General features: G+C 46.1%; 12 protein-coding genes. 7 read left to right on the top strand and 5 right to left on the bottom strand.

What is annotated here, in order from left to right; genetic code table 11:
• Nucleotides 1-100 precede the first annotated feature (100 nt).
• From B8880_RS08840 to tdeA, 3 genes are read left to right on the top strand one after another with little or no spacing between them, the layout of a single operon-like run.
• Nucleotides 101-1,282, top strand: a complete 1,182-nt coding sequence (locus B8880_RS08840) for an efflux RND transporter periplasmic adaptor subunit (protein WP_084257254.1) — start codon at nucleotides 101-103, stop codon at nucleotides 1,280-1,282.
• A gap of 33 nt (nucleotides 1,283-1,315) precedes the next feature.
• Nucleotides 1,316-3,250 (top strand): MacB family efflux pump subunit, encoded by a 1,935-nt coding sequence (locus tag B8880_RS08835; protein WP_084257253.1) that lies wholly within the window; start codon nucleotides 1,316-1,318, stop codon nucleotides 3,248-3,250.
• Nucleotides 3,251-3,255: 5 nt separating this feature from the next.
• Nucleotides 3,256-4,650, top strand: coding sequence for a toxin/drug exporter TdeA (gene tdeA, locus B8880_RS08830; protein ID WP_084257252.1), 1,395 nt, complete (start codon nucleotides 3,256-3,258; stop codon nucleotides 4,648-4,650).
• A gap of 93 nt (nucleotides 4,651-4,743) precedes the next feature.
• Here tdeA and cspD read toward each other — a convergent pair whose 3' ends face one another.
• Both cspD and topA read right to left on the bottom strand, forming a co-directional pair.
• On the bottom strand, nucleotides 4,744-4,956 hold the full coding sequence (gene cspD / locus B8880_RS08825; protein ID WP_084257251.1) for a cold shock domain-containing protein CspD: 213 nt from the start codon (nucleotides 4,954-4,956) through the stop codon (nucleotides 4,744-4,746).
• Between the two features lie 244 nt (nucleotides 4,957-5,200).
• A complete protein-coding gene (gene topA / locus B8880_RS08820; RefSeq protein ID WP_084257250.1) occupies nucleotides 5,201-7,807 on the bottom strand; it encodes a type I DNA topoisomerase in 2,607 nt (868 codons plus the stop codon).
• 285 nt (nucleotides 7,808-8,092) lie between these two features.
• Here topA and msrA point away from each other — a divergent pair, with 285 nt between their 5' ends.
• The gene (gene msrA / locus B8880_RS08815) at nucleotides 8,093-8,617 is read left to right on the top strand and encodes a peptide-methionine (S)-S-oxide reductase MsrA (protein ID WP_084257249.1); all 525 of its coding nucleotides are present in this window, start codon (nucleotides 8,093-8,095) and stop codon (nucleotides 8,615-8,617) included.
• 112 nt (nucleotides 8,618-8,729) lie between these two features.
• On the opposite strand, the gene B8880_RS08810 is transcribed toward msrA, so the two are convergent.
• The 3 genes from B8880_RS08810 to B8880_RS08800 are packed head-to-tail and all read right to left on the bottom strand — an operon-like array spanning nucleotide 8,730 to nucleotide 11,733.
• The gene (locus B8880_RS08810) at nucleotides 8,730-9,380 is read right to left on the bottom strand and encodes a 3-keto-L-gulonate-6-phosphate decarboxylase UlaD (protein ID WP_084257248.1); all 651 of its coding nucleotides are present in this window, start codon (nucleotides 9,378-9,380) and stop codon (nucleotides 8,730-8,732) included.
• A 33-nt stretch (nucleotides 9,381-9,413) separates the two neighbouring features.
• On the bottom strand, nucleotides 9,414-9,887 hold the full coding sequence (locus tag B8880_RS08805) for a PTS sugar transporter subunit IIA (protein WP_084257247.1): 474 nt from the start codon (nucleotides 9,885-9,887) through the stop codon (nucleotides 9,414-9,416).
• A gap of 58 nt (nucleotides 9,888-9,945) precedes the next feature.
• Nucleotides 9,946-11,733 carry a PTS ascorbate-specific subunit IIBC gene (locus tag B8880_RS08800; protein WP_084257246.1) on the bottom strand — a complete coding sequence of 596 codons (1,788 nt, stop codon included), beginning with the start codon at nucleotides 11,731-11,733 and terminating at the stop codon, nucleotides 9,946-9,948.
• Between the two features lie 355 nt (nucleotides 11,734-12,088).
• Between B8880_RS08800 and ulaR the strand changes: the two genes are divergently transcribed.
• The 3 genes from ulaR to B8880_RS08785 form a co-directional block, all read left to right on the top strand.
• Nucleotides 12,089-12,847, top strand: coding sequence for an HTH-type transcriptional regulator UlaR (gene ulaR / locus B8880_RS08795; protein WP_084257245.1), 759 nt, complete (start codon nucleotides 12,089-12,091; stop codon nucleotides 12,845-12,847).
• A 58-nt stretch (nucleotides 12,848-12,905) separates the two neighbouring features.
• The gene (gene ulaG, locus B8880_RS08790; RefSeq protein WP_084257244.1) at nucleotides 12,906-13,973 is read left to right on the top strand and encodes an L-ascorbate 6-phosphate lactonase; all 1,068 of its coding nucleotides are present in this window, start codon (nucleotides 12,906-12,908) and stop codon (nucleotides 13,971-13,973) included.
• 186 nt (nucleotides 13,974-14,159) lie between these two features.
• Nucleotides 14,160-14,307, top strand: a 148-nt coding sequence (locus B8880_RS08785; RefSeq protein ID WP_208610904.1) for a transposase, incomplete at its 3' end; no start/stop codon positions are given.

Here is a 14,307-nt window from a genome sequence, read left to right as displayed (position 1 = left end):
GGCGCGAATTCGGCGCGAACGCAACAAAGATTAAGTAATTCTTAAGAATTTAATGCTATATTGTGCACACTCGAAAAATAGCATAATTTGATCAAACGTTATGAAATTAAACAAAACCAAGACTATTACCCTCGCCGTTGTTGTGTTGGCAGCACTGTTCGGCGGCTATCACTATCTGCAAAATAGCGACGGCGAAAACCGCCAAACCACCTACATGACCGAAAACGTCAACCGCACTTCCCTTTCCGACAGCGTGATCGCTACCGGCACGGTGCGCAGCAATAATCGGGTGCAAGTGGGGGCACAGGTTTCGGGGCAATTGACCAAAATTCACGTCAGCTTGGGGCAAAAAGTCAAAAAAGGCGACTTGATCGCAGAAATTGATTCGAAAAATCAGGATAATGCGTTGAGTACCGCACTTTCACAACTGTCATCTTATCAGGCGCAATTGAAAGCGGCGCAAGCCAATTTAACGGCAATGCAATCATCGTATAACCGGATTAACCGCTTGTATCAACAGAAATCAGCGACCCAAGACAGCTTGGAATCCGCCCGTGTTAACCTCGCCAACGCACAATCCAACGTCAGCCAACTGGAATCATCCATTCAGCAGGCGGAAATCTCGGTGGCAACGGCGCAAACCAATTTAGGCTATACCCAAATTTTAGCGCCGATTGACGGCACGATTATCTCCATTCCGGTGTCCGAAGGGCAAACCGTCAACTCCAACCAAGCCACGCCGACCATTGTGCAGATTGCCGATCTGAGCAAAATGTTGATCAAAGCGGAAATTTCCGAAGGCGACATCACCAAAGTCAAAGCCGGTATGAAAGTGCGGTTTACCACACTGGCGGAACCGGACGAAGTGTATCACGCCACCATTTCCTCGATCGATCCGGCATTAACCACCTTGACGGATAATGAATATAGCGAATCCTCCAGCGACAGTAGCGCCGTCTATTTTTACGCCAATATCTTGGTTGATAATCCGCAGGAGAAATTGCGTATCGGCATGACCACCCAGAACACTATTACCATTGCCGATGTGGAAAATGCTCTGACCGTTCCGACCATGACGATTCAAAAGGTCGGCGACAAGTACCAAGTGCGGGTGCTGACGGCAGATAATAAAACCGAAATCCGCGATATTGAAATCGGTATCAGCGACGATATCAACACCCAAGTGCTGTCCGGTCTGCAACAGGGCGACAAAGTGATTTCCGCCGAAATGCAGCAAGGCGAATCGGTGGGCGACAGCGGCAGAATCCGGCCTCGTTTTTAACAGATGACTGCCTTAACAGAAATGAGTAGTGCAATGAATATTATTGAAGTCCACGCGTTAAACAAATATTTCGGCGCAGGCGAGAATCGGGTTCATATCCTTAAAGAGATCAATCTGCAAATCAAAAAAGGCGATTTTATCGCGATCATGGGCGCGTCCGGTTCCGGCAAATCGACCTTGATGAATATTTTGGGTTGTCTCGACACCGCCAGCGACGGCTCTTATAAAATCGACAGCACCGAAACCTCGCCGCTGTCGCGTGATCAACTATCCGATTTACGTCAGAAAAAATTCGGTTTTATTTTCCAACGTTATAACCTGCTCTCCGCCTTAAGTGCGGTTGAAAACGTAGCGCTGCCGGCGGTATATGCCGGTCTGCCGCACGAACAACGGCTGCAAAAAGCCAAAACCTTATTGGAAAAACTGAATCTGGGCGACAAGCTCAACAACAAACCGAATCAGCTTTCCGGCGGACAACAACAGCGGGTCAGTATCGCCCGCGCGTTGATGAACGGCGGCGATATTATTTTGGCCGATGAACCGACCGGTGCGTTGGATTCAAAGAGCGGTTTGATGGTGATGCAGATTTTGCAAGATCTGCACCGTGAAGGGCACACCATTATTTTGGTCACCCATGATAAAGATGTCGCCAACTACGCCAACCGCATTATCGAAATTAAAGACGGACAAATCATTCAAGACACGCGCCGTGCCGATGATATCGTCGATAAACCCGCCAGTGTCGCGCTGAAAAAAAACCGTTTTTCGCAGTTGAAAGATCAGCTTCTGGAATCGTTTAAAATGTCGGTCAATGCGATTTTGGCACACAAAATGCGCTCGTTATTGACCATGCTGGGGATTATTATCGGCATCACGTCCGTCGTGTGCGTGGTGGCGATCGGCAACGGCTCGCAACAGAAAATCCTGTCGAATATCAATTCACTCGGTACCAATACGATGGATATTTATAACGGTACGGGCTTTGGCGATCGGCGGGCAAACCGCAGCAAGAATCTGACCATTCAAGATTCGGAAGTGCTCGCCAGACAAAATTATATTGAAAGTGCCACGCCCAATAGTGCGGTCAGTGGTACGTTGACTTACGGCAGCCGTGCAGTGACGGCACAGGCGCGCGGCGTGGGCGATCAATTCTTTAACGTCAAGGGGCTGAGTTTAAAACAAGGCAACGTTTTCACCGCTGATGATGTGAAAAATAACAGTCAGGTGGCGGTGATTGATGAAAATACCCAAAAGGAATTGTTCCCCGACAGTTCACCGTTGGGGCAGATCATCATGATTGACAAAAAACCGTTAAAAATTATCGGCGTGGCGGCAACCAATAACAATATGGGCATGGCGAGCAGCAATTTGAACGTTTGGCTGCCCTACACTACCGCAATGAACAAAATCTCCGGTGAAAAAACCATCGATTCGATCACGGTGAAAGTCAATAACAATGTCAATACCCAAATTGCCGAGAAGAATCTGACCCAGCTGCTGACCATGCGACACGGCAAAAAAGATTTCTTCGTGCTGAATACCGACACCATTAAACAGACTATCGAAAGCACTACCAACACCATGACGTTGTTGATCTCCTCGATTGCGTTGATTTCATTAATTGTCGGCGGCATCGGCGTAATGAACATCATGCTGGTTTCGGTCACGGAGCGCACCAAAGAGATCGGCGTGCGCATGGCGGTGGGCGCACGGCAGTCGAATATTTTGCAGCAGTTTTTAATCGAAGCCACGTTAATTTGCGTTATCGGCGGTTTGGTGGGGATTATTCTGTCCTATTTCATCGGCTTGTTATTCAACTATTTTATGACGGATTTTACTATGCTATTCTCAATCGGCTCGATTGTCGCCGCCGTGATCTGCTCTACGCTGATCGGGCTAATTTTTGGTTTCTTACCGGCAAAAAATGCATCACAATTGAATCCGATTACCGCACTTTCAAGGGAATAAAAGATATGATCGTTTCAAAAACACTCATTTTAACACCGCGCTTCAGCCGTACTGCCGCGGCGCTGTTTTGCAGCGGATTATTGACCGCATGCGTCAGCGGACAGCAGCAAAACTACCAACAGCAAATGCAGCAGTTTGAGCAATATCAGCAGCTCAGTGAGCAATACCGCATTAATCAAAGCTGGTGGACACAGTATAACGATGCCCAGCTCAACCGCTTGATTGATACCGCACTTGCCAATAATCTGAACTTGGCCAAAGCCGCAATCAGCGTAAACCGCGCATTGTATAATGCCAACTTATTAGGCGCGGATCTAGTACCGACCTTCAGCGGCTCCGTATCCGGCGGCGTGCAAAAAAACACCGAAACCGGTATTTCAACCCGCACTTACGGTTCTGCGCTTGGCGTCACTTACACCCTCGATCTGTGGCGCAAACTGGCTGACAGCGCCAGTGCGGCGGAATGGGAACATCAAGCCACCGCCGCCGATTTGGAAGCGGTTAAATTAACCTTGATCAATCAGGTCGTCGACGGCTACTACCAAATCGCCTATTTAAAACAAGCGATTGACATTGTTAAACGCAATATCCAAACCTATAACCAAATTAGCCGCATTACGCAAAATCAGGTGAATCAAGGCTTAACCCTGCAACTGGACGCCGATCAATCCAAACAGTCGGTGTTATCGGCTGAAAATCAACTGATCACCTATCAATCTCAATTGCAGACTGCCGAAACCACCTTGCGCAACCTGCTGAATCTACAGCCGCAACAAAATTTGGGGCTGGCGCCACTTAACCTAAAAAACCTCAAATTACAAAAAGTCGATCTGAACGTCCCCTTATCCACCATCGCCAATCGTCCGGATTTGAAAGCCTATCAATTCCGCTTGACCTCCGCATTTAAGGATTTGAATGCCATGGAAAAAAGCTGGTATCCGAGCATTACCTTGGGTGCCAGTCTAAAAACCAGCGGCGATCGTACCAGCAATATGTTTGATGTGCCGCTGACCGCCGGCAATATCGGGATCAATCTGCCGTTTTTGGATTGGAATCGGGTAAAATGGAATGTGAAGCTGTCGGAAGCGGCTTATGAAACTGCCAAACTGAATTTTCAACAGGGTATCACCACTGCCCTAAATGAAATCGATAACAATTATAAAGCGTATCAATTGGCGCAACAAAGCTATGCCAACCTGAACCAAAAATATCAGTATGATCGTAATATCAGCAACACTTATCGTCTGCAATACAATGCCGGTGTCACCGCGATGAAAGATTGGTTGGCGGCATTGGCAACCGAGCAAACCTCTGAATTGAGTATCTTGCAGGCGAAATACGATTTGCTACGTTATGAAAATGCGATTTATCAAAGTATGGCAGGGAAATATCAGCGCTAGACAGGGCTTCAATACAACAGTTCAATACACCAGTTTAATACAATAATAAAAAAACGGACATTCGACAGTCCGTTTTTTTACTACTCTTGGATTTTACTCTAGTGGCACCGGAATAATTTTGGTGGCGTGAGATCCCTTGTCACCATGAATAGCCTCAAACTGAACTTTCTGGCCGGCTTTCAAAGAGCGATAACCATCCATTTCAATTACTGAATAGTGCACAAAAATATCTTCTGCACCACCATCTTCAGCAATAAACCCAAATCCTTTTGCGTTGTTAAACCATTTGACTGTTCCGATTTGCATATTGCAACCTCTTTTTTTACTGAACCGGTTATCTGGTTAACCGCGCTATAACATAAATGGTCAACCTGTTGTTATAGTTCAATAAATTGGAAGATTTTACAACAATCAAAACAGAAAAATATGTTCTGGATCACAAAATTAATGCAATATTATCATTTAGTTGCCGAGAAATGCGAAAAAAGAGAGGCAAGCCTCTCTTGATTGGTTTTTACACAAATTTTCTTAAACTGATTTAAACAGACGGTTATTTCTTGCGTTCCTGCCATTTACCGTCGATATAATCGGCGATCCATTTGGTGGCTTTGCCATCTTTTTCCGACGTCACATATTGCCGTTTTTCCTTGCGGCTAAAGCGCACAATGGTCTTGTTGCCGTCTGGGTCCACTGTCGGCGCTTCGGTCAGATAGTGGAATTTTTCCGGCAAACGCGCTTTGAATCGCACCAGTTCTTCCACATAAGGCGCACGGGTTTCACGCGATTTCGGGAAATTGTGGGCAGACATAAAAATGCCGCTCGCACCGTCACGCAACACAAAATAGGCGTCGGATTTTTCGCACGGCAGTTCCGGAAATGCAACCGGATCTTCTTTCGGCGGCGCCACTTCGCCGTTTTTCAGGATTTTACGGGTGTTGCTGCAATTGGTGCAGCCCATATATTTGCCGAAACGCCCCAGTTTCAGGTGCATGTCTGCACCGCACTTGTCACATTTAACGACCGGTCCGTCATAACCTTTGATTTTGAACTCGCCGGCTTCGATCGTGTAACCGTCACAATTCGGGTTATTCCCGCAAATATGCAATTTACGCTGGCCGTCAATCAAATAGCTGTCCATTGCGGTATGGCATTTCGGGCAGCGTTTGCGTTTTCTCAGCGCATCGGTTTCCGAATCATCGTCCAACACATTCAATAATTCCGCTTCCGGAATCAGGTTAATCGTGGTTTTACACCGCTCTTTCGGCGGCAAAGCATAACCGGTACAGCCTAAAAACACACCGGTACTGGCAGTCCGAATCGCCATATTACGCCCGCAAGTCGGACATTGGATTTCGGTTTCCACCAAGCTGTTCGGCTTCATACCGCCTTCCAGTTCTTCCAATTCAGCGGTAGTCAGTTTTTGTGAAAAATCGGCAAAGAACTGATTCAATTCCGTTTTCCAATTGGCATTGCCGTTGGCGATCTGATCCAGCAGATCTTCCATCTTGGCGGTAAAATCATAATTCATCAATTCGCTGAACGATTGATTCAAGCGATCGGTGACAATTTCCCCCATTTTTTCCGCATAAAAACGGCGGCTTTCGACACGGACATAACCGCGATCCTGAATGGTCGAAATAATCGCTGCATAAGTGGAAGGTCGTCCGATGCCACGTTTTTCCAATTCACGCACCAACGCCGCTTCGGTATAACGCGCCGGCGGTTTGGTGAAGTGCTGTTGCGGCAAGACATCTTGCAAGTTCAATTTCTCGCTGACCGCCACGTCCGGCAATACCTGATCTTCTGCCGTTTTGCCCATAATCGGCAATACTTTGGTCCAACCGTCAAAGCGTAAAATCCGCCCCTTGGTTTTCAATTCGTAATCCCCTGCCTGCACGGTCAAGGTGGTGGAATCATACTGTGCCGGCGGCATTTGACAAGCCAAAAACTGGCGCCAAATCAAATCATACAACCGCACCGCATCTTTATCCATGGCGTTCAAATCTTTATCCTTAACGGCCACATCGGAAGGGCGGATCGCTTCGTGCGCTTCTTGTGCATTACCTTTGCTGGAATAAAAATTAGGTTTCTCCGGTAAATAAGGCTTGCCGAAATTTTTCTCAATATAACTGCGCGCCATAACCAACGCCTCTTGGCTCAAATTGGTTGAGTCAGTACGCATATAGGTGATGTAACCGGCTTCATACAAACGCTGCGCCAACATCATGGTTTTCTTCACGCCGAAGCCCAAACGGGTGCTGGCGGCTTGCTGCAACGTCGAGGTGATAAACGGCGCTTTGGCGCGCGAACTGGTCGGTTTGGTTTCCAGACTGCTGACGATATAATCGGCTTGTTGTAACGCCGCCACCGCCGTATCGGCTTGCTGTTGATTGACCGGCTCGAATTTTTTGCCGTTGAATTGGCTTACGTCCAGCCGAATCGCCTGATGTTGCTGCGTTTGGGTATCGACGGCGACTTCCCAATACTCTTTCGGATCGAACGATTTAATCTCTCTTTCACGTTCAACCAACAATTTCACCGCTACCGACTGCACCCGTCCGGCGGACAAACCGCGCGCAACTTTTTTCCACAGCAACGGCGATACCATAAACCCAACCACCCGATCGAGAAAACGGCGGGTTTGTTGGGCGTTGACCCGATCCAAATTCAATTGCTCCGGCTGTTCAAACGCTTTTTGAATCGCATTTTTGGTGATTTCGTTGAATACCACACGGCTGTAACGCTCATCATCGCCGCCAATCACTTCGCGCAAATGCCAGGCAATCGCCTCCCCTTCTCTATCCAAGTCGGTTGCCAGATAGATATGGTCGGCTTTTTTGGCTAAGGATTTCAGTTCGGATACGACTTTCTCTTTACCCGGCAGAATCTGATAGTTGGCTTTCCAGTCGTGATAAGGATCGATCCCCATACGTTTCACCAACGCTTCCTGATCGCGTGCGGCTTTCAGCGTGGCTTTTTCCTCCACGCTCATGCCTTTGGTCGAAACCGCCTTGCGTTTTTCTCCGGTTGACGAACCGGCTGTCGGCAAATCCCGAATGTGCCCGACGCTGGATTTCACTACATAATCTTTCCCCAGATATTTATTTATCGTTTTTGCTTTCGCCGGAGATTCCACAATAACTAATGATTTACTCATCTCTTTCCTATTCATTATGCGTTAATTCGTTCAAATGCTGTCTTGCGTCTGCTTTCATTACTTATTCTCAGACGTCTCAACCCGACAACGACAGGCTGCACCACTCTCAAGACATCATAAAATGCGGTGACAATAACAAGGTTTGAATAGGATTACAATAGCTTTTCCGCCAAAGGCGGCAATTCAAAACCGGCTTGCTGTTTTAATCCCCGTATTTTTCCCTTGTGCTACACCGCACTTTGACCCAAAATAAGCGCAAACCAGTCCATCATTACAGGAAAAACTATGCAAACAGCCATTTTTGCCGGCGGATGTTTTTGGTGCATCGAAGCGGTTTATAATCAAATCAAAGGGGTACAATCTGCGGTTTCCGGTTATATCGGCGGACACCTTGCCAACCCGACCTACCGTCAGGTTTGTGATACCGATAGCGGCCATGCCGAAGCGGTTAAAATCGAATTCGATCCGGATATCATCGGTTATCAAACCCTGCTGGATATTTTCTTTTCGATCCACAACCCGACCGAACTCAATCGGCAAGGTAACGATATCGGCAGTCAATACCGCAGTGAAATTTTTTACCTCGACGAACAGCAAAAACAGTTGGCACAGCAAACTATCGCCGAGCTGCAACCGCACTTTGCCCAGCCGATTGTGACGAAAATCAGCCCTGTCACAACCTTCTATCCGGCGGAAGAATATCATCAGGGTTATTTCAAACAAAATCCCAACACCGGCTATTGCAGTATGGTTGTCGCACCAAAATACTTGAAAGCCAAGGTGAAATTTTCAGATCTTTGGAACGCTTGACTGCAAAAGTGCGGTTTAACGTTATCCCTTAGCAAGCGCAAGCATAAAAAAACCTGTCTGTCTCAACAGAGAAAGACAGGTTTGATACACCGTTCGATTATAGGTTGACCGGTTATGCCCAGTATTTGTCAATCTCGGCTCTAATCGCTTCGGCGGTGGCTTTGCCTTTTTCACCGACTAAAGCGCGTCCGGCAATAAACGCTTTGGCATTCTTGATTGGCGCAAACAGGTGCAAATCTTCCGGTACGATACCGCCGGTGATCGAGAGTTGCAGCCCCAAATCGGACAGTTGTTTCATTTTCACCAAATCGGCTTCCGTCCAGCCCACACCGGCTAATTCCGCATCACGCGAACGGTGGTAAATCGCTTGGGTGATGCCTAAATCAACCCAGCTTTGCGCATCGTCCAATGTCCAGTTACCGTATAATTCGATTTGGATTTCACGGCCGAAATCATCGGCGACTTTTTTACAGGCGCCAATGGTGGCAATGTGCGCAGCGGCGGAAACGGTGATCCAATCGGCGCCGGCTTCGAATGCCATTTTCGCCAAAATTGCGCCGCCATCGGTGGTTTTCATATCACAAACCAAAATATGCTTCGGGTGTGCTTTTCTCAACGCACTCACTGCCGGCATTCCTTCGGCAAACGCCAAAATCGTGCCGATTTCGATAATATCCACATAGCCCGCCACATTTTCTGCGGTCTCAAGTGCGGTTTCTAAATTTAACGAATCTAATGCGATTTGCAGTAATGGTTTAGTCATACATCCTCTCTTTTTAGTCATAAAATAAATCGGTTAGGCTTTATTCAGTGCGTCATCAATCATGCGGTAAATATCTTCTTTACTATTACAAGCTTTTATTTTTGCCAAGTCAACGCCTGTTTCGCTTTCTTCGTCATCAAGCACTTGCGTGATTTCCATAAGCCCTTGCATGTGTTGATCAGAATTGCTGCCTGCCAGCGTAATCAGCACATCAACCGGCGTTTCTTCGCCTTCAAACAGCACCGGCTCTTGCAAGGTTACTAAAGCAAAGGCGGTTTTATTCACCCCGTCTTCCGGACGGGCATGCGGCATTGCCAAACCCGGCGCCAAAATAATATAGGGTCCGAGTTCGTTAATACTGTTGACGATTGCCGTATAGTAACGCGCTTCAACCGCACCGGATGCCACCAGCATATCGGTGCCGATTTTTATCGCTTCCTGCCAATTGCTCGCGTGTTGGTTCAATTTGATTGAATTATTTTCAATCAGTGACTGTTTTAAATCCATCTCTTACTCTCCCTTCATGCCGCCGGTAGTGAAAACCACTACCGGAGTCGGATTATCGTTAGCTTGCACTGAAACGTTGTTGAATGATGGCAATCAATTCATCGCCAAACGAATTCGGATTCAGCATGTTTTGTACGCCGAGAATAAATTTTCCGTCCGGCACCTGCATTTCGCCAGCCAAATGTTTCGAGGAAACGATAATGTCGGTGCTGTCCAGTTTAGATTTATAATCGGAAATCGCACACGAATCCATAATATTCGGAATGCCTTTTTTATCCAGATAAGCGCCGATTTTCATTTTCATCATCATTGAGGAACCCTGACCGTTACCGCACACCGCCAGTACCCGAACCGGTTTGATTTCACTTAATGCCTCGTCCACCACACTGTCATCTTCATCTTCGATTGCGGCTTCGTCCACGCCATAACCATCCATTTGATCCAAGGTTTTACCAGCTGCGGCCGCGGCGGCTTCATCGGCACGCAATTTTTTAGACGCATAGACCATATAGACCATAGCGGCGGCGATAATCACAAAGAAGAACAAAGGAATGCTATTCAACCCTTGTAAAATCGGTGGGAATACCAATGCCCAGTCCGCCATTCCCATCCAACCGTTAAAAGCCGTGCCGTTATCGGCAAAAATTTGAATCGCCCATGCAGAACCCAAGACTTCGATGATCCCCATCACGAAACAGATTTTCATCACCGATTTCCAGCCGCCGAAATGGTTGGCAAATACCCCGATAGTCGCGTTCGAGAAGAACATCGGGATAAAGCCCGGAATAATCATGATCGGCGAGCTGAACATCAACAGACCGATTACCGCCACAAACTGCCCGATTGCGCCCCACATAAAACCAAATACCATCGCATTCGGCGAATAAGCATAAATCGCGGCACAGTCAATCGCCAACACCGCATTCGGAATAATGCGCTCGGAAACGCCTTTGAAGGCTTCGGAAAGCTCGGCAACGAACATGCGCACCCCGGCAACAATCACTTGGATTGCCACCGCAAATTTCAAACCGGTTTCCAAAATGTAAATCGTCCAGTGGGTCTTCCCTGCCATCGCCTGCAGATTATCCAAGCCAAACGAAAGCAAAATAATGCCAAAAAAGACGGTCATCACAATTGCGGTCGCCGAAATACTGTCATGGAAGATATGCAGCCATTTCGGTAATTTCAAATTATCAACCGAATCGTTTTTATCGCCTAATTTAGGTGCGATTTTGGTCGCAATCCACGAGGCGAATTGCTGTTGGTGTCCGATAGAAAAGCCGGCGCCGCCGGTCACGGCCTGCGTGGCTTTATACATGATATTCGATGAAATGCTCCAATAAAGCGCCATCAAAATCGCGGTATAAATAATGGTTTCCCACATTGAAGCGCCAATCACCAAATAGAATACGGCAACCAATCCCGCTTGTTGGAACATGATGTGTCCGGTGAGCATAATTGTACGGATACCGGTGAAGCGGCGGAATACCACAAGCAAAATATTCAATGCCAGCGCCAGCAATACGGCGTATCCCACCCAAGAGTAATCATCTCCCATGGTTTCCATGGTTGCCATCATACTAGTGTAAGGATCAATCACCGAACCGGTCAACTGATGATACTCGGATAATTTTTCAATCACCGGTTTGAAGCCGCCAACCAAAGTAGAAGCACCAACTTGCACCAACATGAAACCAACAATCGTTTTGATCGTGCCTTTTAATACCGTCGTCGTGTCTTTACGCAAAAGAATATAGCCGATACATGTTACCAAACCCAACAATAATGGGGCTTTTGTCATAACTTGGCTATAGAATATGTAAAATATGTTATATAGTGTTTCCATAATTCACTCCATAGAGGTGATAGGATTGTGAGCAAAAATGATAATATTTTTGTGTTTAAACCGATAAATACCGCACTTTGGTCATGCATACGATTTCGGAACACAGAATAGGTCATTTATTATGATTAAATAAAGATCATTTTTGATTTTATGTGAGCCAGATCTAAATTTTTTTAGTCTTGAACACATTTAAAAACATAGAAAAGCAAAGTTTAAATTTATTTTTAACAGATAAATCAATTGGATAAATGAGAATAGTCAATATTTGAGCTGTTTTGATTAAAAAATCATTGATAATCATATGTGTGATTTGTTATATTAATAAAAAATCACACATAATCATTGTGAGGTTTTTATGACGGAATTAAAAAGACAAAATGCACTGTTAGAGCTGTTGCAACAACAAGGTTCAATCACGGTTACGGAAATTGTGAATACCTTTGGTATTTCACCGGCGACCGCTCGGCGTGACATCACCAAATTAGATACACAGGGAAAACTGAAAAAAGTCCGTAATGGGGCATACCCGTGCGAAGAGAGTAAAAATAATAACTGGTCGCCGCTAACCATTTATGAAACTGCCAATTATGACGAAAAAGCGCGCATTGCAAAACAGGCGGCAAAAATTTGCAAAAACGGCGACAGTATTGTGATTAATTGCGGTTCAACCGCATTTATGTTAGGACAAGAAATCTGCGGAAAACCGGTACAGGTGATTACAAACTATTTTCCGCTGTTAAATTATTTGATCGAACAACAGCATGAAAATTTGGTGGTACTGGGCGGTCAATACTACAAAGAGAGAAATCTGTTTTTAACCACGGATCAAAAAGCCGATACCTACTATGCCGGACATTATATGTTCACCAGTGGTAGCGGCTTGAGCGAAGAAGGGCTATTTAAAGTCGATTTGCTTTCTGCCATGGTGGAGCAAAAAATGCTGAATCATGTCAATAAGGTGGTGGCTTTAGTCGATAGCTCGAAAGTCGGACAGCGAATAGGCACACTATTCTCACTGGCAGAAAAATTGGATATCGTTATTACCGGCAAAGATGCCAATCCTACGATTATTTCAGCACTGCGCAATAAAGGCGTTGAAGTGATTTTAGTGTAATCAATTCCGTGATAGCGAGTCATATCAACCGTTCGTTAATCTAAAAAAGGTAATTATTATGAGCAAAGTTAATGAAATCACTCGCGAATCATGGATTTTAAGCACGTTTCCTGAATGGGGAACCTGGCTGAATGAACAAATCGAACAGGAGCAGGTACAAAAAGGCACATTTGCCATGTGGTGGCTGGGCTGTACCGGGATTTGGCTGAAAACCGCAGGCAATACCAACATTTCCGTTGATTTCTGGTGCGGCACCGGTAAACGCAGCGGCAAAAATCCCTTCATGAATAAACAACACCAAATGATGCGAATGGGCGGCGTGCGTAATTTGCAGCCGAACTTGCGCACCTCTGTTTTTGTGTTGGATCCGTTTGCGATCAAAGAAATTGATGCGGTGATGGCAACCCATGATCACGCCGATCATATCGATCCGAATGTGGCTGCCGCGGTTTTGCAAAATTGCAGTGACAAAGTGAAATTTATCGGGCCGAAAGCCTGTGTGGATTTGTGGACAAAATGGGGCGTGCCTGCCGAACGCTGCATCACCGCTAAAGTCGGCGATGTAATTGAAGTCGGCGATGTCAAAGTGCGGGTTTTGGACGCTTTTGACCGTACCGCACTGGTCACGCTGCCGCAAGGTGTCTCCTCAAAAGATAAAAGCATTCTTGACAGCATGGACGAACGTGCCGTGAACTACTTGTTTGAAACCGACGGCGGCAATTTATATCATTCCGGCGATTCCCATTACTCTAACTATTACGCCAAACACGGCAACGATTATAAAATTGATGTGGCATTAATGTCTTACGGCGAAAATCCGCGCGGCGTAACCGATAAAATGACCTCTTCGGATATTTTGCGTGCCGCCGAATGCCTGAACACGCAAGTTGTCATTCCGATCCATCACGATATTTGGTCAAATTTCCAAAGCGATCCGCGCGAAATCGAAGTGTTGTGGAATATGAAAAAGAATCGCCTAGGCTATCAATTTGCACCGTTCTTCTGGCAAGTCGGCGGCAAATACACCTTCCCGACCGATAAAGCCAAAATGCATTTCCAACACTGGCGCGGTTTCGACGATATTTTTACCGACGAACCGGAATTACCATACCGCTCTTTCCTTTAACAGCTAACAGCAAACAACATGCCGAGCAAATTGCTCGGCATTCTTTTTATAGGCAGACGAAGACTGCCTATAAAAACCATACGCTATGCGTATGGAATCAAAGAGCTTAAGCGATGAAAAGAAAAAATCCTCCGATATAATGAATAAGGCTGATAACCAAAATTCAAAATATAGGAGGATATGCCAATGGCAAATAAATCCAATGACGATTCGAGTTTATCACACACAAGATGGAACTGTAAGTATCACATAGTCTTTACCCCTAAATTCAGACGAAAAGCGATTTATGGGAAATTACGAATGGATATAGGCAGCATATTAAGGCAGTTATGTC

Origin of the sequence: Pasteurella testudinis DSM 23072, from assembly GCF_900176075.1 — a bacterium.
Lineage (GTDB): Bacteria > Pseudomonadota > Gammaproteobacteria > Enterobacterales > Pasteurellaceae > Chelonobacter > Chelonobacter testudinis.
Note: the sequence above shows the minus strand (reverse complement) of the source record. Positions and strands in the feature narration are given on the sequence as shown.